Source organism: Marinisporobacter balticus (assembly GCF_004345705.1).
Lineage (GTDB): Bacteria > Bacillota > Clostridia > Peptostreptococcales > Thermotaleaceae > Marinisporobacter > Marinisporobacter balticus.
On record NZ_SLWV01000002.1, the window covers coordinates 222695 to 247587 of the forward strand.

The 24893-nt window shown below is 32.1% G+C and carries 24 protein-coding genes, 1 tRNA gene and 1 riboswitch; of the genes, 2 read left to right on the forward strand and 23 right to left on the reverse strand.

Going from position 1 to position 24893, the window contains the following annotated elements; translation table 11 throughout:
- Positions 1 to 16 precede the first annotated feature (16 nt).
- The 21 genes from EV214_RS02645 to EV214_RS02745 form a co-directional block, all read right to left on the reverse strand.
- A complete protein-coding gene (locus tag EV214_RS02645) occupies positions 17 to 670 on the reverse strand; it encodes a precorrin-2 dehydrogenase/sirohydrochlorin ferrochelatase family protein (RefSeq protein WP_132242414.1) in 654 nt (217 codons plus the stop codon).
- On the reverse strand, positions 663 to 1427 hold the full coding sequence (locus EV214_RS02650) for a cobalt-precorrin-6A reductase (RefSeq protein ID WP_132242416.1): 765 nt from the start codon (positions 1425 to 1427) through the stop codon (positions 663 to 665). Before EV214_RS02650 ends, EV214_RS02645 begins: the two co-directional genes overlap by 8 nt.
- A complete protein-coding gene (gene cobJ, locus EV214_RS02655) occupies positions 1424 to 2164 on the reverse strand; it encodes a precorrin-3B C(17)-methyltransferase (RefSeq protein ID WP_132242418.1) in 741 nt (246 codons plus the stop codon). The genes EV214_RS02650 and cobJ overlap by 4 nt, the downstream gene beginning before the upstream one ends.
- On the reverse strand, positions 2157 to 3455 hold the full coding sequence (hemA, locus tag EV214_RS02660; protein ID WP_132242420.1) for a glutamyl-tRNA reductase: 1299 nt from the start codon (positions 3453 to 3455) through the stop codon (positions 2157 to 2159). The genes cobJ and hemA overlap by 8 nt, the downstream gene beginning before the upstream one ends.
- Positions 3430 to 4497, reverse strand: coding sequence for a cobalt-precorrin 5A hydrolase (cbiG, locus tag EV214_RS02665; protein WP_132242422.1), 1068 nt, complete (start codon positions 4495 to 4497; stop codon positions 3430 to 3432). The genes hemA and cbiG overlap by 26 nt, the downstream gene beginning before the upstream one ends.
- The gene (gene cobM, locus EV214_RS02670) at positions 4497 to 5246 is read right to left on the reverse strand and encodes a precorrin-4 C(11)-methyltransferase (protein ID WP_132242424.1); all 750 of its coding nucleotides are present in this window, start codon (positions 5244 to 5246) and stop codon (positions 4497 to 4499) included. The genes cbiG and cobM overlap by 1 nt, the downstream gene beginning before the upstream one ends.
- Positions 5247 to 5264: 18 nt before the next feature.
- Positions 5265 to 5852, reverse strand: a complete 588-nt coding sequence (gene cbiT / locus EV214_RS02675; RefSeq protein WP_132242426.1) for a precorrin-6Y C5,15-methyltransferase (decarboxylating) subunit CbiT — start codon at positions 5850 to 5852, stop codon at positions 5265 to 5267.
- A complete protein-coding gene (cbiE, locus tag EV214_RS02680) occupies positions 5836 to 6465 on the reverse strand; it encodes a precorrin-6y C5,15-methyltransferase (decarboxylating) subunit CbiE (protein ID WP_132242428.1) in 630 nt (209 codons plus the stop codon). Before cbiE ends, cbiT begins: the two co-directional genes overlap by 17 nt.
- Positions 6458 to 7579, reverse strand: a complete 1122-nt coding sequence (gene cbiD / locus EV214_RS02685; RefSeq protein ID WP_132242430.1) for a cobalt-precorrin-5B (C(1))-methyltransferase CbiD — start codon at positions 7577 to 7579, stop codon at positions 6458 to 6460. The genes cbiE and cbiD overlap by 8 nt, the downstream gene beginning before the upstream one ends.
- A gap of 18 nt (positions 7580 to 7597) precedes the next feature.
- The gene (locus EV214_RS02690) at positions 7598 to 8218 is read right to left on the reverse strand and encodes a precorrin-8X methylmutase (protein ID WP_132242432.1); all 621 of its coding nucleotides are present in this window, start codon (positions 8216 to 8218) and stop codon (positions 7598 to 7600) included.
- A 12-nt stretch (positions 8219 to 8230) separates the two neighbouring features.
- Positions 8231 to 9115: a GHMP family kinase ATP-binding protein gene (locus EV214_RS02695; protein ID WP_165916186.1), complete on the reverse strand. Its 885-nt coding sequence runs from the start codon at positions 9113 to 9115 to the stop codon at positions 8231 to 8233.
- Entirely contained in the window at positions 9105 to 10184 is a 1080-nt protein-coding gene (cobD, locus tag EV214_RS02700) for a threonine-phosphate decarboxylase CobD (protein WP_132242436.1), read from the reverse strand. Before cobD ends, EV214_RS02695 begins: the two co-directional genes overlap by 11 nt.
- 30 nt (positions 10185 to 10214) lie before the next feature.
- Complete coding sequence (gene cbiB / locus EV214_RS02705; protein ID WP_165916187.1) at positions 10215 to 11183, reverse strand: adenosylcobinamide-phosphate synthase CbiB; 969 nt, start codon at positions 11181 to 11183, stop codon at positions 10215 to 10217.
- Positions 11184 to 11185: 2 nt separating this feature from the next.
- Positions 11186 to 12712: a cobyric acid synthase gene (locus tag EV214_RS02710; protein WP_243116533.1), complete on the reverse strand. Its 1527-nt coding sequence runs from the start codon at positions 12710 to 12712 to the stop codon at positions 11186 to 11188.
- Positions 12702 to 14105: a cobyrinate a,c-diamide synthase gene (locus tag EV214_RS02715; RefSeq protein WP_132242438.1), complete on the reverse strand. Its 1404-nt coding sequence runs from the start codon at positions 14103 to 14105 to the stop codon at positions 12702 to 12704. Before EV214_RS02715 ends, EV214_RS02710 begins: the two co-directional genes overlap by 11 nt.
- Positions 14106 to 14194: 89 nt before the next feature.
- Positions 14195 to 14375, reverse strand: a riboswitch (cobalamin riboswitch).
- A gap of 64 nt (positions 14376 to 14439) precedes the next feature.
- Complete coding sequence (cobC, locus tag EV214_RS02720) at positions 14440 to 15030, reverse strand: alpha-ribazole phosphatase (protein WP_165916188.1); 591 nt, start codon at positions 15028 to 15030, stop codon at positions 14440 to 14442.
- Positions 15031 to 15046: 16 nt separating this feature from the next.
- The gene (gene cobS / locus EV214_RS02725) at positions 15047 to 15772 is read right to left on the reverse strand and encodes an adenosylcobinamide-GDP ribazoletransferase (RefSeq protein WP_132242442.1); all 726 of its coding nucleotides are present in this window, start codon (positions 15770 to 15772) and stop codon (positions 15047 to 15049) included.
- 16 nt (positions 15773 to 15788) lie between these two features.
- Positions 15789 to 16349 (reverse strand): bifunctional adenosylcobinamide kinase/adenosylcobinamide-phosphate guanylyltransferase, encoded by a 561-nt coding sequence (gene cobU / locus EV214_RS02730; protein ID WP_132242444.1) that lies wholly within the window; start codon positions 16347 to 16349, stop codon positions 15789 to 15791.
- Between the two features lie 119 nt (positions 16350 to 16468).
- The gene (locus EV214_RS02735) at positions 16469 to 17818 is read right to left on the reverse strand and encodes a lipase family alpha/beta hydrolase (RefSeq protein ID WP_132242446.1); all 1350 of its coding nucleotides are present in this window, start codon (positions 17816 to 17818) and stop codon (positions 16469 to 16471) included.
- An 83-nt stretch (positions 17819 to 17901) separates the two neighbouring features.
- Positions 17902 to 18597 carry a DUF2225 domain-containing protein gene (locus tag EV214_RS02740; RefSeq protein ID WP_132242448.1) on the reverse strand — a complete coding sequence of 232 codons (696 nt, stop codon included), beginning with the start codon at positions 18595 to 18597 and terminating at the stop codon, positions 17902 to 17904.
- Between the two features lie 60 nt (positions 18598 to 18657).
- Positions 18658 to 20088 carry a VanW family protein gene (locus EV214_RS02745; protein WP_165916189.1) on the reverse strand — a complete coding sequence of 477 codons (1431 nt, stop codon included), beginning with the start codon at positions 20086 to 20088 and terminating at the stop codon, positions 18658 to 18660.
- Positions 20089 to 20424: 336 nt separating this feature from the next.
- Here EV214_RS02745 and EV214_RS02750 point away from each other — a divergent pair.
- Positions 20425 to 20499, forward strand: a tRNA-Met gene (locus EV214_RS02750).
- A 32-nt stretch (positions 20500 to 20531) separates the two neighbouring features.
- Here EV214_RS02750 and EV214_RS02755 read toward each other — a convergent pair.
- Together EV214_RS02755 and nth are read right to left on the reverse strand one after the other, a co-directional pair.
- A complete protein-coding gene (locus EV214_RS02755) occupies positions 20532 to 22553 on the reverse strand; it encodes a cell division protein FtsA (protein WP_132242452.1) in 2022 nt (673 codons plus the stop codon).
- A 320-nt stretch (positions 22554 to 22873) separates the two neighbouring features.
- Entirely contained in the window at positions 22874 to 23503 is a 630-nt protein-coding gene (gene nth, locus EV214_RS02760; RefSeq protein ID WP_132242454.1) for an endonuclease III, read from the reverse strand.
- A gap of 274 nt (positions 23504 to 23777) precedes the next feature.
- Between nth and EV214_RS02765 the strand changes: the two genes are divergently transcribed.
- Entirely contained in the window at positions 23778 to 24893 is a 1116-nt protein-coding gene (locus EV214_RS02765; RefSeq protein WP_132242456.1) for an efflux RND transporter periplasmic adaptor subunit, read from the forward strand.

Here is a 24893-nt window from a genome sequence, read left to right on the forward strand (position 1 = left end):
AAAAATTTTCACAAATCTAAAAATCTATCTCTTTTATAAAATCATCATATAATTTCATAACCGCTTCTTTTATATTATTAATTTCTCCACTTTTATAACGGTTCATCAAATTACTATATACGACCCTTTTAAACAATTCTTTTCTGATATGGATATCATCAATCTCTTCTAATGCCATTTTTCTTAAATCTCCCAAAGCATTTATAAAGATTTCATATTCTTCTCCAAACATATTTTCTAATTCTTTTCTTATTTTCCCCGACAGCATGGGGCTTTTTCCATTCGTAGAAATGGTTAAAGTCAGGTCTCCTCTTTTTATAGAAGCAGGAACTAAAAAGCTACACATACGGGGTTGATCCGCTATATTAATCAAAACTTTTTCTTTTCTCGATTCCTCTAAACAAGCTGCATTCACTTTAGGATTATCCGTCGCAACATACACCAAAAAATTATCTTTTATATCTCCACACCTATAGTCTCTTTCGATTCTATAGATTTTTTCTTTTTGTTGTAATTCTTTTAGCTTATCTGTTACAATCGGACTAATCACCGTTACTTTTGCACCATATTCTAATAAAGAAAGTACCTTCCTTTGTGCAACCTTTCCGCCACCAATAACTACACAAGGCTTATCACAAATATCTAACATCACGGGATAATATTTATCCATATATTTCACTCACTTTATCTATTACATCCAATGTATTTTTAAATATATTCTTATAGTCCACCTTGGGTCTTCGAATAAGTAGCACAGGCACTTCCATCTTTCGAGCCGCTTCTAATTTTTCAAGCGTGCCTCCAATGTCTCCACTTTCCTTCGATACCAAAATATCTATTTTATATTTTTTGATCATTTCCATATTCATCTCTATAGAAAAGGGACCTTGCATCGCTATAATATTTGAGGGTTTGATCCCTAAATCTTCACATTTTTTTATCATGTCACTAACTGGCAAAATCCGTGGAAATAATCTATTCTTTTCTAAATCTTTTGCAAAAATTTCTAATGTTTTACTCCCTGTGGTCAGGAATATATTTCCCTCTATTTTGCTTAAATGCTTTACTGCTTCTTCATAACTTGAAACATATTGATAGCACTTTTCATATCCTTCTAATTTGCTTTCTTCTCTTTGATATCTCATATAAGTAATTTTTTTATTTTCACAAGACTTCATGGCATTTTCTGAAACTTCTACAGCATAAGGGTGTGTTGCATCAATCAGTATTTTTACCCCTTTTTCAACAATCAAAGTTTCCATCTCATTTTTATTTAGTTTATTAGAAATAATTGTACATTTCTCTTTTTTTTGTATCAAACTTCCACCATAAGATGTTGCAGTTGTTACAATGAGTGGATATCCTCTTTCAGAAAGGTTTTTAACAAGTTCTCTACCGTCCTTTGTCCCACTCAAAATCATAATCATAGCTGATAACCTCTAGGCGTAATCATTTTTCCATTCTTCACATAAGTTTTTCCATTTCCGATCATTACAACAGTCAACATATCTATCGGATAATTTAACATATGCGCTAAATCAGTAATCACTACTTCTTCCCCTTTTCTTTTGGCATTTTTTACAATGCCTACAGGTGTACTTGGCTTCTTATACTTTAACAATATATCTCTTGCTTCTTCTATCTGATGTACCCGTCCCATACTTTTTGGATTATAAAGAGATATGATAAAATCTCCCATTGCAGCACATTCTATTCTTTTCTTAATCAATTCCCAATCCGTCAATAAATCACTCAAAGATATTACTGCAAAATCATGCATCATTGGTGCGCCAAGACTTGCTGCTGCTGCATTTGCAGCAGTAATTCCTGGTATGATTTCTATTTCTACATCTGCATTTCTCTCATTTTTCACTTCAAGCATAATGCCTGCCATACCATATACCCCTGCATCTCCACTACTAATAATACAGACTCTTTTCCCATCTAGCGCCTTATCTACTGTCAAATTACATCTTTCTACTTCTTTTCTCATTCCAGAATCGATCACTTCTTTTCCTTCTAATAAATCTTCTACTAGAGCAATATATGTTTTATACCCTATCACAACTTCAGAATCTAAAATAGCCGTTCTTGCTCTTTCACTCATATGTTGCCTGTCTCCAGGACCTAATCCAATCACATGAATTTTTCCATTTTTAATCATTTTCTTGCCCCCTATCTTTTCTACAGCTATACTGATTCATACCAAATAGCTCACTCGCAATCTTTGTGTACAATTCACCTTTTCGATCTTCTCCTGCTCTCTTTAAATTCAAAATAGGCTTTTTCATTAATTTCTTTACCAAACTCTTCATAACAATTTCAATCAATTCCCGATCCTTGTGGGAAGCTTGATCCAATCTTTTCATTAAACTTTCCATCTCTAGTTCTAATATTTCTGTACTATGTTCTAGCATTTCTTCTATAACTGGAAATACTGGAATACAATTATACCAGTTTTCAAATTGAATACAGGCTTCAATAATGATCTCCATCGCATCTTTTGCTGCTTCTAGTCTTGATGCCATATTCTCAAGAGATACTTTTTTCAGTTCATCCAGTTCATATAAGGAAATCCATTCTAATTTGCCAATTTCAGGTTCTACATCCCTTGGCACTGCAATGTCTATAATACAAAGTTTATCCCCTTTATGATCATATTTTTCCATTTCTTCTTTCTTTAAGACATAATGAGGTGCACTTGTTGAAGTAATTACAATATCTACCTTTGGAATCATTTTATATCGGTCATGAAATGGAATCACACGAATTTCTTTATATCTTTCAGATAAATCTATGGCATGTCCAACCGTTCGGTTTGTAACATATATTTCATTTACCCCTCTATAGATTAAATTTTCTATCGCAATGCGGCTCATTTCACCTACGCCAATAACCAATACCTTTTTGTTTTTGAAATCGTCAAAGTTTTGTTCAATAAATTTTACAGCAATAGAACTAATCGATAGCGCATTTTGAGATATAGCGGTCTCTCTTTTTATTCTTTTGGCAGTCGTAATGGCTTCTCGATATAATGTGTTTAAGATCTTTCCTGTACTTCCATCATCTAATGCATATTCATGGGCTTGGCGTACTTGCCCGAGTATTTGGTCTTCTCCTAAAAGTAAAGATTCCAGTCCAGAAGCTAACTTAAAGACATGTTTTACAGCATGGTCGGATATATTTGCAAAGAAATGATCTGTTAATTCCACATTTTCCAAATCAAAAAACTCGTAATAAAATTTTTTCAATCCTTCAATGCCTTTGTTGATATCTGTAACAACTGCTGTTATTTCGCTTCGATTACATGTGGATAAAATAACCGTTTCTTTTATACAAGCATTGTTTTTTAATCGATCATATGCCTTTTTCAAATCATTTTTTGAAAAAGAAACTTTTTCTCTTATTTCAACGGATGAATTTTTATAATTAATCCCGACTACAATGATTTCCATTTTTATGCTCACCTTCTCTAAATACTGCGATTGTTACGCCATCATCCTTCTTCTTTCTTTGAATCATTTCTCCACTGCTACTACTCAAAAATGCTACGGGTTCACATACTGCCCCAACACCTATTGTCTTTTTAACAAAACTTGACAATTCAAATTTATTTTCTATTTCTTTAATTTTATCACGCGCTATAATGACTAAAGGTACATCTAATGCTTTTGCTGCTTCTATAATACCTATCTCATCCTTTTTAATATCTACCGTAGCAATATGCTTTATTGATTTTTGGGACAGTTGTAAGGATGTAAGTGTATCTTCAATAAATTTTAAAATCTCATCTTTTGATTTACCACGTCTACAGCCAATTCCTATAATAATATTTTTAGGTCTAAGAATTACACGATCTATTTCTTTATGATCTTTTATGATTTTCTCAGTAATATAAATCAATCCCTTAAATCCCTTTTTTGTATTTCGACTATTTATTCGTACTAAATTTTTAGGTAATGCTATATCTACAAAAACATCTGAAACAAGCCCAACCTTTTCTCCATTTACAATGTGTGCTGTCACCTTTGTCGCTTGTTTAAAATCTTCGATCTCGCAGTTTAATGCCATCGCCAATGTATCTACGGCCATAGAATGGTTTACATCAGAAGCCGTGGTAATCACTGGATTCGCCTCTAAAATGTTTGCAATTTCCACCGTATAAGCATTTGCGCCTCCAATATGTCCAGATAACAGGCTAATTACATTTTTCCCTTTTTCATCTAAAACAATGACAGCAGGGTCTTTTCTTTTATCTTTCAAATAAGGCGCTATAGCTCTTACCACAATCCCTGTAGCCATAATAAAAATCAAGCATTTATATTGATCAAATAATGTCCCCACAAATTCGCCCATTTTTTCATCTATTTTCTTCACATGAACTTTTTCTATCATAAACTTTTCATGTATATATAAATCAGCTTGGTCTAATTGGTCTAATAGCCTTAGTCCAAGTTCAGCGCCACCCTTTGTCAATGTAATAATTGCTTTATTCATTATTTTGCTGCCCTATATTCATGGCTAAAATTTTTATCATATAGCTTTGATAGTTCGTACTCATTTCCCAGGAAATCCCCTACTAGAATTTGTGCTGTTTTGTTGATTTCAGATGCTTTCACTTTCTCTGCAATATCTTCTAATGTACCCATTACAATTTTTTGATCCTCCCAAGTAGCCTTTTGAATCACTGCAATCGGCGTTTTTAAATCATAATGCGTTAAAAGTCTCTTTACTACATCTTCAATCATATGCACGGATAAAAATATACACATAGAAGCTCTATGCTTTGCTAAACTTTCCAAACTTTCTTTTTCAGGAACAGGAGTTCTTCCTTCCATTCTTGTTAAAATTACAGTTTGGGTAACCCCTGGAAGGGTAAATTCTTTATTAATAGCAGCAGCTGCCCCTACAAATGAGCTTACTCCTGGTATTACTTTATAAGCAATTCCTTTTTCTTCTAGTATGTCTATCTGTTCTCTTATGGCGCCATAAATACTTGGATCTCCTGTATGTACACGCGCTACCATCTTTTTTTCTTTTTCTGCTTTTTCGATTACTTCTATTACTTCCTCAAGGGTCATAGAAGCACTATTATAAACAACTGCATCTGCTCTTCTACAATCGATGATTTGTTTATTTACAAGAGAACCTGCATAAATAATCACGTCTGCTTGTTCTACCATTTTTTTACCTTTTACTGTAATTAAATCAGGATCTCCAGGTCCTGCTCCAATAAAATATACCATTTTTTCTTCCTCCTTTTGTTATGCAGACTTCTTCCCTGAAATAACATAAATAGGATTTAGCCCTTCCATCATTGTGTATCTTCCCACAGCTTTTCCTCTAGCAATATTCATAGATACCACATCTATATGATCAAATCCCGTTTCTTTAAGATATTGAATGGATTCATATAAAGTTTCTACAGTAATACAATTTATAACACAGATGCCTTCTTCTGTTAATTTTTTATGACAAATCTGAATAATTTTTTTTAATTCTCCACCACTACCACCAATCATCACTCGATCAAATTGTTCAATTTCATTCAACTTCTCTACGCCATTCCCATGAAGAATTTTTATAGGCACTTCAAACTTTTCACTATTTTGTTTGATTAACATGATCCCTTCCTCATTTCTTTCAATGGCAATGACTTCTCCATTGGTACAAATATGTGCCGCCTCAATAGAAATAGATCCTGTCCCTGCCCCTATATCTACCATAATATCATCTTGCTTTAATCTAAGTTTTGAAATGGTAACAGCTCTTACCTCTTCCTTTGTCATAGGCACTTTTCCACGAATAAATAATTCATCGGGAATTCCAGGTGTTTTAAACTTCCACTTCATCTTTTATCACCACCACTGACATATGAAAATTTGGCATATCCATAATTTCTTTAGGATGTCCATAGATCACTCTTTCATTTTCATATGATAAATTTTCTCCGACAATCATTACTTTTCCCTCAATATTATTCTCAATCATTAATTTTGCTATTTTTTTTGGAGAATATTTATGATCTGTAAGCAAAATTACTTTTTCATTATTTTTTATTGCATCTAAAAAATCAAAGTCTCTTCCATGTAAACTTCCAATAAACGCATCATGCCAAGTTTCTCCAATTTTAGCTGTCAAGTATTGATAAGAGCTGATTCCTGGTAAAACTTCTAATTCATTCTGCTTAAAATGTTTTTTTAAAAATTTTAGCATACTGTAAAAACCTGTATCTCCTGAAAGCAAATAGGCAATTTTTTTATTTTCTCTGTTGTTTTTTGTATAGATCATTAATTCATTTAAGTTCGATCCAACATAAATCATTTCTTTTCCTAAGCCTTCAAAAGACTTCAAATTTCTTTTACCACCTATTAAAACATCACATGTATTAATTATTTTCGTTGTAACAGGCAATATGTATTCTTTGCTCCCAGGTCCCATTCCTAGCACATATACCTTATGCATTTTTAAATTCCTCCAACATTTTTCTTCCCCTAGGTCCTACCCCTAAAATCTTTTTATCCATAGAAAACATAATAATGCCCACTTCTAATTGATCATATACTCTACTTTCACATCTTTTTTCAGCTTTTTCACCTAGTGTTTCAAATACCTTTTCATAGCCTTTTTCTTTTATAATTTCTATAGCTGCTTCTGTAGTCACACATTCAAACAAACTTTCTATAATTGTAATAGGTGCTCCTAAAAGTGCCAAGTTTGCCGCCAATATTTCTATTCTTGCATCTGCAATCTTACTATGCGTATGAAAAATACCTCCAGCTAATTTAACAAACTTGCCAATATGTCCAATCATACATACTTTTTTTATGCCATGCTCTGCACATTGTTCAAGCATATATCCTATAAAATTGCTGGTTTTTACAATATACCGTTTGTCAAACTTATAATAATCTACTGCCATATCTCTTCCATAGTTTCCTGGAACTAAAATGAGTTTCTCGATACCTTCTTGAGCAATCATTTTAATCTCAAGAGCTAGTGATTCTTTAAAAGCTTCCTCCGACATAGGTACAACGATCCCTGATGTTCCTAGAATAGAAATGCCGCCTAAAATTCCTAGTTTAGGATTGAAAGTCTTTTTTGCAATCTCTTCTCCTCTTGGAACAGATATGGTAATGATCGCGCCTTTTCCTTTAGGTAAAATCTCTGAAACTTCTTTTTTGATCATGCTAAGAGGCACAGGGTTTATGGCAGGATTTCCAGGGGAAATCGCAAGACCTGGTTTTGTAACAACCCCCACTCCTATTCCACCCTTTATTTCTATTTTTGCTTCATCCGTGATTTGAACAGAAGCACTAATCAAAATACCATGGGTATTATCAGGATCATCTCCACCATCTTTTTCTACAGAACAAGTGGCATAATTTCCTTCTATATGATATTCCTTTACTTCTATATCTAGCTTCCATCCCTTTGGGGTATCAATCCTTATAAAATCCACTTTTTCTTTTGTCAATGCCATAATGGTAGCTGCCTTAGAAGCAGCTGCAGCACACGAACCTGTTGTGTACCCATATCGCATTTTCTTTCCATCTTTTAAAATATATTGATCTAGCATTTTTTTATCCTCTTTTTCTTATAACATATACATGATAGCATTTACAATAGCAGCCGCTACCGTACTACCACCTTTACGCCCTCTTGTAACAATATATGGCACATCTAGTTTTTCAAATTCTTCCTTAGATTCAGCCGCCCCTACAAAACCTACTGGCACCCCTATTACAAGATCAGGTTTTACTTTTCCTTCTTCTATAAACTGTTTTAATTTGAACAATGCAGTAGGTGCATTACCTATAACAAATATTTTATTCTTCTCATCCATAATGGCTTTTTCCATTGCAGCCATTGCTCTTGTTGTTCCTTTTTCCTTTGCTGCCTTTGCTACATCTTCATCCGATATAAAACAATTGACTTCTCCACCATAACTCTCAAGTCTTTTTTTATTAATTCCTGCCATCGCCATTTTTGTATCTGTAACAATATGCGCCCCTGCTTTTAATGCTTTTTTTGCAAATTCAATCGCTGTAGGAGAAATAATCGTAATATCTGCATATTGAAAATCGGCTGTCGTATGAATGACTCTTTTTATAATTTTACCTATTTCCTCCGGGAAAGTTTTATCCCCTAATTCTTCTGTTATCATTTCAAAACTTCTCTCTTCAATCAGATGAGGCACCTTTATATAATCACTCATTTTCATTTCCTCCTATTCTTCATCTATTAACCTTACACCGCCTTGCACCATCTTCGTTAAATAATATTTATAATAATGTTGGTGCACGGATTTCTCTCTGAATTTAGCGACTAACCCTTTAACATCTACTTTATTTTTTTCAAAAATAATACCCACTACTGTACCACTATGGGCAACATTTACACCGAAACAGCCAAACTTTAACGAAAGTTCTATCATATCTTCAATCTTTTGTTTATATAAAATATTTTGATTTGCTAAAGCACTCATTGTTGCTGCTTTACCAAACAAAGAAAAATCTTTTTTTACATAGCTTTCTTCAAACAATTGATAGGCCTTTTCTACTTTTTCTTTATTTTTTGTTCGAAGCAGTTTATGATCTTGCATTCTAAAAACTTCTGTATTTAGCTTTTTATGGGATTCAAAAACTAAAATATCCAAATTTGGTTGCCAATCAAAACTTTTAATTCTTCTGCCATTTAAATGATCAAACAATGTAAGTTTTTTAAAAATCGTACTATCCGTTGGTTCAATTTCAGTACAAATTCTCGCTAATGCGTCTTCTGATAATTTTTTTTCAATTAATTTTGCTGTAGCAATAGCTGTTGCCCCAATATCTGCTGTACTGCTTGCCATTCCTTTTGCAATGGGAATACGCGAAGAAATATGAATAGAAAAATCATCCCCAATTCTTCTTGGTAAACCAAAATATTCTATTGTTTTATACATTGCTGTTATAGCTTTTTTTCTACCTCTATATTTAACGAAATCCTTAGATTCCTCTAGTGTCACTACTGTATAAAGATCAATTGGATAAGATATTAATTTTTCTCCCTCTCCAATCTCTCCTTGTAATAATTCTCCACAAGAAGCAGGGCATATCGCTTTAACCTTCATACAATACCTCTTTAAATGCATTGATAAATTTTTCATTCTGTTCTCGATTTTTAATCGCTATTCTGTAAAAAGAAGGATCTAAATTTTTATAATTATTACAGCTTCTTATTAAAATTTTCTTTTGTAACAAAGCTTCTCTTATGTCTTTCTTTTCATTTAGTAATTGAAACAATATATAATTTGATGCTGGTTTATATACTTTTATTTTGTCTATCTTTTTTAACGCATCATAAAAATAGGCTCTTTCTGATAAAATCCATGCTCTACTTTCCTTAATATAGTCTTTATCCTTTAAAACCATTCCTGCCATGGCTGCATAACTATTAATGGTCCAAGGCTCTTTATGATCTTTGATTTTCTCTAATAAGTTCACGTTAACAGTAATTCCATATCCGATTCGAAGTCCTGCAAGTGCATAAAACTTTGTGAGTGCTTTTATGATATATAAATTATCATAATCCTTTATAAAAGGCATCATGCTTACGCTATTTGGATCATCCACAAAATCAGTAAAAGCTTCGTCAATCATTAGATTGATGTTCTTTTTTTTGCAACATTCTAGAATTTTAGTCATTTCTTCTCTACCAATAAGCTGACTTGTTGGATTATTTGGATTACAAATAACCACTAAATCAAGCTTTTCATCTATTGCCTCTAAAAATTGTTCATCTACTTGAAAATTATTTTCTTCCTTTAAATAATAATAATTAACGTAGCTTCCTGATCTTAGAAGTGCTCTTTCATATTCTAAAAACGTCGGTGCAAGAATCAAGCTTTTTTTAGGCTTCAGATTTGAAATCATAGAAAATATCACTTCTGTAGCGCCATTTCCCACAGTAATATACTCTTTTTCTAAACCATGATAGGTTGCAATATCTTCTATCAATGTATTGTATTCAGGATCAGGATAATTTTCAATCACATCCATATTCTCTACCAATGCTTTTTTAAAAGATTTTGGTACACCAAGGGGATTAATATTGGCACTAAAATCAATAATTTCTTCTTTTTTTATGCTAAGTCTTTGTGCAATTTCATATATATTCCCACCATGTTTTGCTTTTTTCATTATATCCCCCCTCCTTTGAAGCTTTACGTATTATAAAGTGATCCCAATTTTCAATATTATAAATACCATGAAACTTACAAATGATGTGCCATACATCATTTGTATACTTCTATTTATATCTTCTTTTTCTAATACTTTTAATGGATCCCCAATAGTTGGTTTATAAACTTTTTGTCCAAAATAAGTATTTATTCCTCCAATTTGTATCCCTAAAGCTCCAGCTACAGCTGATTCTGGATAAGCACAATTTGGACTTTTATGATTCCTTCTATCTCTTTTTATTATTTTTATACAATTTTTCCAATCATATTTTAACGCAAAAGATACAATAATCATAAAAAATGCGGTTAATCGAGCTGGAATATAATTTAGCAGATCATCAAATTTTGCAGAAGCCCATCCAAAATAAAGATATCTTTCATTTTTATATCCAACCATCGAATCAAGCGTGTTCGCAGCTTTATATGCCATTCCAAGTGGCGCTCCACCTAAAATTATATAAAATAAAGGCGCAATGATCCCATCTGTTGTATTCTCGGCAACCGTTTCTATGGTAGCCCTTACAATTTCTTCTTCGTTTAGCTGACTCGTTTCTCTTCCTACAATATAAGATAGATATTTTCTTGCCTCATGAATATTTCCATTTTCTAATTGTAAAAGCACCTTTCTACTTTCAATATCTAAACTTTTCGCTGCTAATATCTGAAAAATAAGAAAACACTCTATCCCATAGCCTATATACGGATGAATCAACTTAGCACTATAAATCAATGAAAAGGGGATAAGATACGCAGTACTCACAACGATAATCGTCAAAAATACACCAATTAATTTCTCATGATCATTACTTTTACAAAATCGTCTTAAGATTTTTTCTATATTTTTTATACCGCGCCCTACAAATATGATCGGGTGGGGCAAGCAATAAGGATCTCCCCATATTAAATCTGCTATATATCCAATCGTTATAATTTTTACCATTATTCCTATCGTGATCATCTTTATTCCCCTTGAACAATTTTATATATTCTCTCTAAATCGACATTTTCTCGAACAATTTTTGCAAGCTTATCATACTCTTTTTCTTTGAATGCGCTAAAACTTTCTAAATCACTTTCTTTTTCCTCTAATCCTTTTTCTTTTCTTATATTATTTAAAATCTTCCTTGTAAATAAAATGTTGTCAAATATCCCATGTATGTACGTTCCCATTACATTGCCCGTAGCATTAATTGCCCCATCTTCAATAGAAGCTTCTTCCCCAAGACTTTTTTTTATGTGATTTAAAACAAAACTCTCTTTTCCTAATTTTGTTTGACCCATATGTATTTCATATCCAGTAACAGACATGCCTTTGATTCCTTCAAAAGCATTTTTTGAACTTGCAATAACTTCTGCTTCTACTTGAGTCGTTGTCTTTTCCATTTCAAAGACGGTTTCTGCATCTAATAAACCTAGTCCATTGATTTCTTTAATTTCACTTTCTGTTTCATATGGATCACTCAATTTTTTTCCTAACATTTGATATCCACCACAAACACCAATAATTGTTTTCCCTTGACGATTTAATCTAAAAATTTCTTCATCTAGTCGCGTTTCTTTTAAGTAAATCAAATCTTCAATAGTATTTTTTGATCCTGGAATAATGAGTAAATCTGGATTGCCAATCTGTTGCCCTCTCATAACATATCTTAGCTTTACATCCTCTTGTGTTTCAAACACATTAAAATCTGTAAAATTAGATACATGTGGAAGATACAATACAGCAACTTCTATTTGCCCTTCCCCATCCCTTTTATGCCTAAATCGCTCTGCTAAACTATCCTCATCTTCTATTTGTACATTATAATAGGGCACTACCCCTAAAACAGGTAGTTTAATTAAATCTTCTATCATCTTAATTCCAGGTTTTAATATTTCTACATCTCCACGGAATTTATTAATAATAATCCCTTTTACGCGCTTTCTTTCTTCTTCAGTTAAGAGCATGATGGTTCCATAGATCGATGCAAAAACGCCTCCACGGTCTATATCTCCAATTAGAATCACGGGTGAATCTGACATTTCTGCCATGCCCATATTGACAATATCTTTGTCTCTTAAGTTAATTTCAGCTGGACTTCCTGCACCTTCCAATAAAACAATGTCATGTTCTTTCGCTAAATGGTTAAAAGATTCTTTTACCATTTTACCTAAACTTTCTTTGAATGCATGATATTCTATTGCTGACATGTTTTGATATACTTTTCCATTCAAAATCACTTGACATTTTTTATCTGTTGTTGGCTTTAAAAGAACAGGATTCATAAGTACACTTGGTTGCACACACGCAGCTTCTGCTTGAACCACCTGTGCTCTTCCCATCTCTAATCCTTTTTTTGTAATATAAGAGTTTAGTGCCATATTTTGTGACTTAAAAGGAGCTACCTTATAACCATCTTGATAAAAAATTCTACAAAACGCCGCAGTAAGTAGACTTTTTCCTACAGAGGAAGCTGTTCCCTGAAACATCAAACTTTTATTTTTCATTATCTTCACGACTCCTATCTTTATATAGCAAACAATTCTTCACAAAATCCTTTGCCACATTCATATTACTATAAAAATGAATATGTGCATATGCCCCAAGGGCATTCTTCTTTTTAAATCCACATTTCCACGTCTTTATTTTTTCACCATTTTTGATTTTATCTACGGTATACATACAATCATTTTCTTTATCATCCTCCACCATAGAACGATGAAATTCATGGGCTTTCACACTATTATTCTCTTTTGCAATGACACAAGGGGCTTCTATATTTACATGTACATATCCAAATCTTTGTAATCTTTTTGTCATTGTAGCTTCTGTACCAAACACGCCTACCATCTCATACTTTTTTCCCTCTAGCGTTGTAATGCCTTTGGTTAAATACATGAGTCCTCCACATTCAGCATAAGTAGGCATTCCTTTTTCAATGACTTCTTTCATACTTTTTTTCATAGAAAGATTCTCTTCTAATTCTTTTCCAAACACTTCTGGAAAGCCTCCTCCTATGTATAAACCATGTAAATTTTTAGGAATTTCTTGATCATATAGGGGACTAAAAAAAATTAAATTTGCGCCTAACTCTTTCAGTAAATCTAGATTATCTTCATAATAAAAATTAAAAGATTCATCATAAGCAACGCCAATATTAATATTTTCTACAATTCTTTCTTGTATTGTAGGTCTTAAATTTAAATCCTTTGCTTCATTTCCAATGGCTACTAAAGCATCTATATCTATGGTTTTTTCTACCATATCTCCTATTTCTTCTATTTTTGTTTCTAAATCTTTTACTTCAACGCTAGGAATCAATCCTAAATGTCTACTTTCTAATTGAATATTGGGATTGGGTTTTAAATACCCTACACATTTTATTTTTGTATCTCTTTCTATAATTTCTTTCAGTAGCTCATAATGTGCCTCTCCAGAAATATTATTAATAATAATTCCCTTTATATCTACATCATGATCATATTGTTTATATCCTAGGACTTGTGCAGCTGCACTTAAAGACATACCTTTTCCATTTATAATCAATATGACTGGCGCCTCAATAATCTTTGAAACATGGGCAGTACTTCCTGCATCTCTTTGTGTGCCATATCCATCATATAAACCCATAACCCCTTCTACAATGGATATATCCTTATCTAATGCATTTTTCATAAATAAATTCAGAACCGTTTCTTCATTTAACATCCAACTATCTAAATTTCTAGATTTATTTTTTGTAACAAAACTATGAAAAGCAGGATCTATATAATCAGGTCCTACTTTAAAAGGACCTACATTGCATCCCCTTTTTTTTAGGGCAGCCATAATACCTGTGGAAATCGTTGTTTTTCCCACACCACTTTGGGTTCCTGCTAATACCAATCTAGGTAGTCCCATATCCATCATCCCCTTATAAAAAATACCCTAACCAACATTGGCTAGGGCATGAATATACTAAAATTCTACTTTCCTTCCCGCCGAAGGTACTGCAACGAATAAAATAGGTAAGTCTCCTGACTCGTGAATCAATTTACTCTCAACGTCTTCCCTGTATAATACAAGTGACTTTTAGTTGATTTCATCCTCACTTACAGTAGCGGGGGCTGTGTCGGAATCTCACCGAACTTCCTTTTTCAGTCTTATGACACCTATTTTTTCTTATTTACTTTATTTTATCCTATCAAAAAATGACATGTATTTCAATCTATTTTACATAATATGCACATATATTTTACTGATTAAAAGCAGTCAATACAGGAAAGCCATCTATCATTTCAATGGTAGATATTCCACAATAATCCACTTTGTACTTCCAATAATCTTCTATTCCTCTTCCAATCAGATAAGCTAAAATTGCACGGATACATCCAGCATGAATTACCATTAAGATATTTCCTTTTTTATACGTATGCATAATTTTTTCAACTTCTTTTGTAACTCTTTCATACATTTGGCTGACACTTTCCCCTTTAAGGGCCGACATCCCTATCCAATCATTTTCCCACTCTTTTAATTTTTGTGGGTATTTTTCTTTTATTTCTTTGTAGCTTAATCCTTCCCACAACCCAAAATTCATTTCTCTTAAATTTCTTTCTATGGTTATTTTCACATGATGATTTCTATTGATAATTTCTGCCGTTTTCATTGTTCTATCTAAATCACTACTTATAATATGATCTATATTTTTACGTTTTAATTTTTCACGAACCTTTTCTGCCTGTAAAAACCCTTTTTGAGTTAAGCAACTATCATCCCAACCATAATATAATCCGGCAGCATTATGCTCCGTCTCTCCATGTCTTACAAATATTAATTCAATCAAACTCATCCCCTGCTTTCTAAATGATTAGAAAATAGAACAAATAAACAAGCTCTGATAACTCACACAAAGCCCCTAATGTATCTCCAGTCATTCCTCCAATTTTGCTGCTAATATGCCTTACATACCAAAGGCTAAAACATAATCCTATCAACATAAAAGGAAGTGCCCAAATATTTATAAGGGATATGACAGCTGTGATACTCATAGCGATCATTACATGTTTATTGTTTGTCTTTCCTATGAACATATTTCCCATCCCACTGCTTCTGGCATAAATAGAAAATCTTGCTCCATAAATAATACATAACCTTGAAAAAACAGGCATAAGTAATAAGATTTCATACACTTTTGAAAGATCCAAGCTATTTATAAATGCAATTTTCAAAATCAAACTCAAAAAAATTACTAATGCAGCATTTGTTCCTAATCTACTATCTTTCATAATTTCTAGTATTCGGTCCTTAGGTCGATTACTATAAACACCATCAAAGGTATCTCCTAATCCATCTAGATGCAATCCTCCTGTAATAAAAACTTCTACAATAACAGCCATAACAGAAGCCAAAAATGCACCACCTAATTTATAACCAATATAGTGAACAGATACAACGAACATACCAATAATCAATCCTACAAGTGGAAAATAGATGATTCCTTCTGAAAAATCCTTTTCATCTGCTTTTAAATTTATGTTAATAGGAATTCGCGTTAAAAATTGTAGGATTAAAACAAATTTTTTCATAAAGCATTATTTCCTCCTATTTCAATTTCATGGGTAGTCCTGAAACAGTAAAATATACTTCTTCTGCCTCTTTTGCAATGATTTGATTCATTCTTCCTGCAATATCTCTAAATATCCGTGATATTCTGTTTTCTGGTACAATTCCCATGCCTAACTCATTGGTAACCATAATGCACCATAAGTCATTTTCACGAATAGACCCCATCATTTTTTTGATCTGTTTTTTTATTTTTTCTTCAATTTTATCAATTTCTTCATGACTTATTTTATCCCAACATACATCCTCTTCGAACATTAAATTGGTAACCATAATCGTAATACAGTCTATCAAAATAATTTTATATTCTTTATCTATTCCTTGTATCAACGTATGTAAGTCCTTGTATCCTTCGTAAGTAATCCAATCCTTTGGTCTTGACTCCCTATGTTTTTTAATTCTATCCTTCATGCCTTCATCAAAAGGAATAGCTGTAGCCAAATAAACAACCGATTTTTCTGATTTTTTTGCTAAATCCTCAGCAAAATTACTTTTTCCGCTTCTTGCACCACCTGTAACCAATGTGATTTTTCCAGTCATATGATCACCTCTTTCTATCCACATGCTACCCTTTATGCTATTTCAAAAAAATAAGTCCCATTTTAGTGGGCCTTATTTCACTAAACTAAACTATATCAGATTTTTTATATACATGCAATTCAAGATAAATTCACCCGATACGTTTGATTGATTTTCACTTCTCTTTCTTGCATTTTCTTGATTTTCCCAAAACTATCCTTTATCACAATTTCCATTTCTCCACTTTCATTTGGCACATATTCAACATAACATTGTTCTGTTGAAAAACCTACTAAAACAATCCATTTTAATTTTTCATTGTATCTTTCTACATAAACACCCTCTACTTTTTTTATCCCATCATATAAAATTCCCCCCTCTTCTACAGCAGATTTTATCAGTAAATCTCCTGAACCACTTACAAGAATACTGATATAATTTTTAATAAGTTTATCACTACTTCGATATGCATTATTTTCATTAATTCTTAGTTTTTTTCTAATAACAAAGGTACATCGATTCAATATATCTGCATGTGTTCCTTCAAACACATAAGCGTCTCCTTCCACTCTAAATACACTCCTTAACATAACGGTTCCATCTCCTTCTGTTGACTTTGACGCTGCAACAACTTTTCCAACCATCCATCTATTCCCTTGGTTTTGGTACCGTCTATCTACTTGTAAGTAATTGTTTGTTTCAATTCCTTTTCCTGCAATTAAAGTAGTTTTTATTTTTCTTCGCTTCAGCAGATATTCATTTTGATTTAATTGATCTAAGAATTCATTTTGATATTGCATCTTTTCATAAGGAATATATCGCATCTTTCCATCTTCATCTAAAAAATAAAGATAATCACCATAACGATAGCTAGGCAAAAGATCTTTTACACTTTTCAAATGATTGTGGATCATCTCCATATCATTCTCAGCATTATAAAATTTTCTTAAAATCCATAAGTATCCTTCTAAAATCGTTCTAAAAATATTTGATTTTATATTTTTTTCGTAAGGAAGCTTTCCTTCTGCCCAAAAATAATATGCATTTACTGCCCCTGCATTGGGTGTAGCAATCATAATGAGTTGATCCACATCATAGCCATATTGTTGGCTTTGGATATAAGCTCTTGATACAAGCCCTCCCATACTATGACAGATAATATCTACTTTTTTACTCCTGCCTTTTCTCTTTGCTTCGTTTATTATACGCTTTAAATAATGCTGTGCACAAAATGTACATTCCTTTCTCCAATCATAAAATGCAATAAATAAATCTTTATCTTTTTTGTATCCTAACTCCTCAATGCTACGAATAAATGGTTCATATACAGGTGCTGACATACCAAATCCCCAATCTCCTGTTCCTGGAATAATGGTTTCCCCCATAGAACCATATAATCCTGGTACAAATACAATTGGATTCTTTCTTTGTTTATATCCATTCCTCCTTATCCATTTCAACATACCCAAAGTAGTTAATAACGGATACATACTTCACCTCCAAATGTAATTTTTGAAAAGCAAAAAAGTTACCACGCTTTTGTCGTAACTTTTCCTTTGTAATCTATATTTTTTTATTCATTCTGTTCTGCACCTTTTTGTTTCTTATATGCTTCCTTTGCTATTCTCCATTGTTCTCTTGCAAGGATATCTAGTTTCCGTTTTTGCTTAATTGCTCGATTATTCACTGCCTTATTAAACCAATCAATCGCTTCATCATATTTTTCAAGTCTTCTATTTAATTCCCCTAATAAATAGATTAGTGAAATTTCATCAAGGTTTCCAATGGGTAAACGTTCATATCTAAAAGCTTCTTCAAAACAATCTATTGCATGTTTTAAAAAATCGAACTCTCTAATTTCTCCAATATATCTATATAACCAACCCAACCTAAGACACAGCATCCCTAATATCCCTTTTTTTTGATTTAATAATTGTCCACATAGTATAGCAAGTTTATAAACTTCAATGGCCTGATAAACATTTCTTTCTTTTCCAAAGTCTCGTTGGACCCACCGATTAGAGACCTTTGCTATAATTACTTTTTTATCTTTAGGACTGATTTCTTGAAATACACTCTCGAAGGCAGTATATCCACAGTTAGGACATGTAAATACTGCATAGTATATTGGGTTTTCTCCATTATAGTATACACAAAAATCTGCATCCCTTTTCTCTAATCTCACAGCAGAAGTTCTAACTTTTTTTGTACGAAAAATATTTTTACATATTGAGCAACATATCTCTTTATCGTATAATGCTTCAACCATTTGTACACCTCATAAAATTCTATTTCATTTACTCTTTAAGCTTTGTTCTATCTCTTTTCATTACAATTCATTTGGTTCTTCCATCAATTCTGATTCTTCTGGCTCTTGGATATTAGATACTGCAGATTTTTTTGTTCCTTTTATAATAATTTGTTTTTGCGGTTTATAATAATCTTTTGAAATTTGTTTTCTTTCTAAAATTTTCCCTTTTTCATAAATATTGCTGTAGGTTGTAACCTTATATCCATTTCTTCCTTTTTGCTCTATTTTTTCTTCTCCTTCAGGTAAATTACTATCATATTTAATTTCTAAAGGCATTTTGATGACTTCATTTTCTTCAGATTGGATTTTTACAATTTTATTATCGGTTTTATGCCCATAGATCTTTACTTGCATCACGTTGTTTTGCACATAACTTTCTATATAAATAGGATATGCAAACCTATTTTTAAATTTAAAATCTAATACACCATAAGAAACTGTGGCATCTCTACCCTTTGGTACATATGTAGAAGGAATCGTATGCTTATATCTTTCAACCATTTCTAAATTACTCAAAAGGGCAGCATTGTATAAAGTGCTAGACGCTTGGCATACGCCCCCTCCTAATCCATCTACTAATTCTCCTTTAAATATTACGTGAGCCGTTTGATATCCCTGTTCTTTACTTCTTGGTCCTACAACTTCATTAAAAGAAAATACTTCTGTCGGCATTAATACAGTCCCATTCATTGTCTTTGCTGCCAACCTTATATTTTCTGTCCTACTTGCATTATTTGCATTAAATTTCGTACTATATGTTCCAAGTAAATCATGAATCGTACTTAAGCTTTCTGATGTGATTTTAGGAGAAATAGTTTCAACAGGAAGTTCCACTCGTATTTCATTTTGTATTTTATATGTTTTCAATGCTTCCTCAAAAATTCCCTTTGTTTTTTCTGGATTTAACTGAAGACCCACTTCTTCATCTTGAATAAAAAATTGGCCATTTTTTTTCTTAATGGTTGCATCTTTAGTCTGTTTATCAATGGCACATTGAATATCATATATAATAGCATCCAATTTCTCATGGTCATAAATAGGCGTTAAATTAATATCTTTTGCATTCTTAAATAAAGAAATAATGATTTGTAATCTTTCGAAATAATTTCCTTTTCTTCCTATATTATAAGCTTCATTCACAGCATTTGTATAATCATAATCATAACTTATATCACTGCCACTTGCATTCCAAGTCTTATCCCCATAAACAAAATGAATCTGTCCATCTGTTAGTAATTTATTAAAATGATTTTGGATTTTATTCTTTGCTTCTGTGGTAGATAATCCTCCAATATCTAAATTTTCTATGGTCACACCATCATGAATCGTGTCCCTATAAATTAAAAAAGACGCTATCGCTGTAGTTGAAATGAGAAAACTTAGTAAAACAATAATAAGTCCAACGCTAATATTTGATTTTTTTGTTTGATCTTTTATATTTGAGTTCAAACGTCCTCCTCCTTTCTTACACATATAAGCAAGCCTATCCAACTAAAATTTTGTAAAAGTTGCTTACTTAGTTTTCTTTTATTCTATTTTATTATGCTATAAAACCCTATATTACTAATATACATATTTATTTACTAAAATACTATATTATTACATATTCAAATTTTCATTTCTCAAGTAACCTTTTTATCGTACATGCATAATATGTAGTGGACATAGGTCCACTGTTCGTTTTTCCCCTTTTTATTCTCAGAGGGAGTCCGCTCCTTCTCTTTTTTTTTAAAGGAATATATTTAGTTTTTTCACATATACTATTAGCAGAGAATAAGTTTTTAGCGCGGAGTAGAGCAGTGGTAGCTCGTCGGGCTCATAACCCGGATGTCGTAGGTTCAAATCCTACCTCCGCAACCAAAACCCTTCTTATCTATGCTATTCTTTCTTTATTATTGCCAATAGATTTCTATTTTGTCTCCATCTTTTATTGTATCCGTATAATTTATTTTTTCTCCATTTAATTGCATAAATAAATTGCCTTTCACTTTTGTTCTATCAAAATCGAAATAGTCAAATATATCTACAAAAATCAGGGGTCTTTCTTTCTTTGGTATATCAACGATCTGCTCATTGATTAAAACTTGAATTTTGCCATCTTTTTTATTCTCATTTATATGCACATTTTTCTTATCATTGTTTTGTGTCAGCATTTGTTTTCTCTCATGAGTAATAATTTTATCCTTATGATGTAAATTAAAATCTTTCCCTACCTCTAATCCATTGACATATACATCATAATCTGCTTCATGCATATTAAATCTTTTTAGAATTTCTTCCACTGTATGAATCTCAACAAAAGTAATTTTGTCTCCTTCTCTTATCTCATATTCACTAGAAACCTCTTTTTCATTTATAAATAATTTATTAATCAAATTTATATCTAAGCCGTTAAAATTCACAAAATTTATATCTTTTACTAATTCTTTTAATGTACATAAGGCATCAATTCCATCAGTAGCTGTTTCGATTTTAATCTCATCTTGATCCTTAATTTCTCCATCCAGACTCGTAAGTTTTCCATTTAAATAGATCTTTGCTGGTTCTCCAACCCCACCTTTTATGTTTTTTAGCTGTCCATTCACATAAATATTTAAACTCTTACCCCTTCTTGCAATCAGTTTTTTTGCATTCATTCCTGCTTTAATCAGCGCATCCGATACAAGCAGTTTTTTTGCATAAAATAATTTTATAACTTGCTCATTTACGCGTATTTGCATAAAATTATATTCTCTATCTTTTATGCTAATCATACCAATCCCAATAGGTGTTATAAATTCAGGCCCTTCAAGTTTTTCACATCGAAATTCAATACCTTCAATAATCTCAGTACCTCTCACTACAACTCTTTCTTGTTTCAATTCTAATTTACTCGCTAAATGTTTTGTTAAAGTAGGAATTTGACTTCCGCCACCTATACAAAATACCGCACTAGGTGATTTTCCATTATATTCAATGACTTTATTTACAATCTCTGATGCAATATTTTCAATGACATGCGCAATTTTTTCTACAATTTCTTCTGTGCTCATCTTATAAGAAATCCCTACAATATCTTCAAAGGTATGACGCTCTTCTTTATTCAATCCTATTTTTAATTTTTCTGCAGTATCAAAATCTAGTAAAAATTCTTTTGCAATTGCCTCTGTAATCTCATCACCTGCTACAGATGCCATTGCAAAAGACACAACCGTTCCATCCTTTGTTATTGCAATATCTGATGTACCTGCACCTATATCAATTAACGCCAAATTTAATAATCTTAATTTAGGGGGAATTGCAACATGAATCGCTGCAATAGGCTCAAGGGTTAGATGTACAACTTCTAATCCTATTTTATGCATAACTGTATATAAGCTATCTACAACAACATATGGCAAAAATGTACCTAAAACATCTGCATCTATTTTATCACCCCTATGTCCTTTAAGCGATGTAATTATACTGTCATTTAAATAATAATTTACAACTGTATGTCCTACACAATAATATTTTATATCCTTACTATTATTATTTTCATCCAGCATTTCTTGTGCCTTTTGTATGGCTTCGATCTCCAAACTATGAATCGTAGTTTGATCAATTTCCTTTGTGGCATCAATTTCTCTGCTTGTTCGAACACGACAAGTTTTAAGAGCCCTACCAGCAGCCGCGATCGCTACTTCTGTTAGTTTAAATCCTGTTCTTTCTTCAAGGCTTTCTTTTACTTCTTTCGCAACACATGCTACCTTTTCAATATCATGTATTTGCCCATCGTACATGGCACGACTTGCGTATTGCATAATTTCAACATCAATAACGATAAACTTCTCTGCTTCTTTTTTCCCTATAATCCCCACCACACTTTTTGTACCAATATCTAATGAAAAAATAATCTCCTGCGTACTTATTTGGGATAATGTGGATTCTATCATCCTTTGCACCTCTTTCGACTTTCATCTCTCTACTTTTTTCACACATTTACATTATATTCTTCATTTTTTTACAATTTCCTCTTTTATAAATAGTTGTTCTTTACATATTTTTCATATGAAACGTAGACATTTTCTAATCATTTATATCAAAAAACTAGAAAAAACCATAGAACAATAAGTTCTACATTTTATATTTTTGACTTTATGGTTATTCCTTTAAGAAGTTCCATTCATTTCCTAAGCCATATATATGATAGAAATATGATCACACTAGAACATTGTGCTTTTAAATGTTTTCTAAACAGAGCAACTCTCTAAATTTATTCTGCTTGATTAAAATATTTACATTCCCTATTGATAGGACAAATTTCACATTTTGGCTTTCTCGCGATGCATAGATTTCTTCCATGAAAGATGAATAAATGATGCGCTTCAATCCAGTCCTTCTTTGGAATATTCTTTTGAAGATCCTTTTCTGTCTGTAGAACATCTTTAGCATTCGCTAAACCAATTCTATTACTCACCCTAAAAACATGGGTATCTACTGCAATAGTAGGTACATTAAATGCATTTGCTAATACAACATTCGCTGTCTTTCTTCCTACGCCATGTAAAGATACTAAATCATCAAACTTACTAGGTACTTGCCCATTATATTCTTCTATCAACATTTTTACTGTTTTTAGAATATTTTTAGCTTTATTACGATAAAGTCCTATTTTTCTAATTTTATCTTCTAACTCTGGTATGGTTAGTTTTGAAAAATTGTATACGGTTGGATAATCTATAAATAATTGCTTTGTAACCTCATTTACTTTTTTATCTGTTGTTTGCGCAGATAATATCGTCGCCACTAAAAGTTGAAAGGGTGTATTGTAGTTTAATTCACATTTTACATTAGGATATTCTTTATTTAATAATTCTAATATTTTTTTAGTTTTAATATTCATAGTTTCTTCCTTTCTATAGCATCTCTATATCTATCTTAATAATTTCTACCCTATTATCCTGTTCAATAAACTTTATAATATTATCTACCATTTGGCAAGCACACCTTCCCATATAGTATGTCTATTTTCCTTGTTTACTTATCATTATTTAAAACAGATTCGTTTTAGAAAATTAATTCATTTTTTACAATTTTTTTCTTGACGTAAACACCATATATATATAACATTTAAGTTGAAAATATATTGACCGACTGGTCAGTCTTGGAGGGATAAAATGTGTAAGAAAATCGTTTTAGTATTTGCAGTAATATTATTGGTAACTATGACTATAACAGGCTGTGGAAAAAAGCAACCAGCTATCGCTAAAGAAGAACCATTAATTCGTGTTCAAACAGCTATAGTTAAAAAGCAAGATTTAACACTCAAAACAACATTATCAGGTAAAATTAGACCCATCGAAGAATCTAGTATCGTTGCAAAAACGCCTGGAAAAGTAATGAACGTACATGTTGAGATTGGAGATCGCATTCAAAAAGGAAATGTACTCTTTGAACTTGATCAAAAGGATATACTCAATACGGTTAAAAGCGCAGAAGCTTCTTATGCTGCTACGCTTGCAAACTTAACGCTTACACAAGAGACAGTCGATCATAATCTGAAAAATCACGAAAGAAATAAAGCCTTATACGAACAAGGCGCCATTTCAGAACAAGTATTTGAAGATTCAGCCCTTAAAGCATCTACAGCTCAGTTAGAACAAGTAAAAGCGCAAGTAGAACAAGCAAGGGTAACTCTTGAAAATGCCAAATCACGTCTTTCAGATTGTATTGTATCGGCCCCTATTTCTGGTTTTATTACTTCTGTTGACATCAGTAGCGGAGAAATAGCTTCATCTGGTATGTCTGCTATCACCATTGCAAATTTAGATATAGTCCTTATCGAAACTTCGATATCAGAGCATCTCATTAATAAAGTGCATACAGGAGACGAAGTAGATGTACTTGTTAAATCAGCAAGTAATGCATCTCTAAAAGGAAGAATTTTTGCCCTATCTCCATCCCCTACAAAAAATGGGCTTACTTATCCTATGAAAATTTCTCTTGAAAATAAAGATACTTTAGTGAAAGCTGGAATGTTTGCAGAAATTAGCATTGTCTCTGATAAAAAAGAAAATATCCTTATTATCCCATCTGATTCTGTAGTCGTAAAAAATGGGAAGGAAGTAGTATTTGTAGTCCATGATCATCAGACCCAATTACAAGAAGTATCACTTGGAATTGATAATGGTAAAGAGGTTGAAGTAACAAATGGCTTAAAAGAGGGCGATCTAATTGTCATAAAAGGTCAAAATTACTTAGAAAATGGCAATAAAGTACAAATCATTAAATAG

Bases quoted from the DNA above. Each gene is read 5' to 3' on its own strand.
- EV214_RS02645 (WP_132242414.1), bottom strand. From the start codon at position 670: ATGGATAAATATTATCCCGTGATGTTAGATATTTGTGATAAGCCTTGT.
- EV214_RS02650 (WP_132242416.1), bottom strand. From the start codon at position 1,427: ATGATTATGATTTTGAGTGGGACAAAGGACGGTAGAGAACTTGTTAAA.
- cobJ (WP_132242418.1), bottom strand. From the start codon at position 2,164: ATGATTAAAAATGGAAAAATTCATGTGATTGGATTAGGTCCTGGAGAC.
- hemA (WP_132242420.1), bottom strand. From the start codon at position 3,455: ATGGAAATCATTGTAGTCGGGATTAATTATAAAAATTCATCCGTTGAA.
- cbiG (WP_132242422.1), bottom strand. From the start codon at position 4,497: ATGAATAAAGCAATTATTACATTGACAAAGGGTGGCGCTGAACTTGGA.
- cobM (WP_132242424.1), bottom strand. From the start codon at position 5,246: ATGGTATATTTTATTGGAGCAGGACCTGGAGATCCTGATTTAATTACA.
- cbiT (WP_132242426.1), bottom strand. From the start codon at position 5,852: ATGAAGTGGAAGTTTAAAACACCTGGAATTCCCGATGAATTATTTATT.
- cbiE (WP_132242428.1), bottom strand. From the start codon at position 6,465: ATGCATAAGGTATATGTGCTAGGAATGGGACCTGGGAGCAAAGAATAC.
- cbiD (WP_132242430.1), bottom strand. From the start codon at position 7,579: ATGCTAGATCAATATATTTTAAAAGATGGAAAGAAAATGCGATATGGG.
- EV214_RS02690 (WP_132242432.1), bottom strand. From the start codon at position 8,218: ATGAGTGATTATATAAAGGTGCCTCATCTGATTGAAGAGAGAAGTTTT.
- EV214_RS02695 (WP_165916186.1), bottom strand. From the start codon at position 9,115: ATGAAGGTTAAAGCGATATGCCCTGCTTCTTGTGGAGAATTATTACAA.
- cobD (WP_132242436.1), bottom strand. From the start codon at position 10,184: ATGAAAAAAGCAAAACATGGTGGGAATATATATGAAATTGCACAAAGA.
- cbiB (WP_165916187.1), bottom strand. From the start codon at position 11,183: ATGATCACGATAGGAATAATGGTAAAAATTATAACGATTGGATATATA.
- EV214_RS02710 (WP_243116533.1), bottom strand. From the start codon at position 12,712: ATGAAAAATAAAAGTTTGATGTTTCAGGGAACAGCTTCCTCTGTAGGA.
- EV214_RS02715 (WP_132242438.1), bottom strand. From the start codon at position 14,105: ATGGGACTACCTAGATTGGTATTAGCAGGAACCCAAAGTGGTGTGGGA.
- cobS (WP_132242442.1), bottom strand. From the start codon at position 15,772: ATGAAAAAATTTGTTTTAATCCTACAATTTTTAACGCGAATTCCTATT.
- cobU (WP_132242444.1), bottom strand. From the start codon at position 16,349: ATGACTGGAAAAATCACATTGGTTACAGGTGGTGCAAGAAGCGGAAAA.
- EV214_RS02735 (WP_132242446.1), bottom strand. From the start codon at position 17,818: ATGTATCCGTTATTAACTACTTTGGGTATGTTGAAATGGATAAGGAGG.
- EV214_RS02740 (WP_132242448.1), bottom strand. From the start codon at position 18,597: ATGGTTGAAGCATTATACGATAAAGAGATATGTTGCTCAATATGTAAA.
- EV214_RS02755 (WP_132242452.1), bottom strand. From the start codon at position 22,553: ATGATAGAATCCACATTATCCCAAATAAGTACGCAGGAGATTATTTTT.
- nth (WP_132242454.1), bottom strand. From the start codon at position 23,503: ATGAATATTAAAACTAAAAAAATATTAGAATTATTAAATAAAGAATAT.
- EV214_RS02765 (WP_132242456.1), top strand. From the start codon at position 23,778: ATGTGTAAGAAAATCGTTTTAGTATTTGCAGTAATATTATTGGTAACT.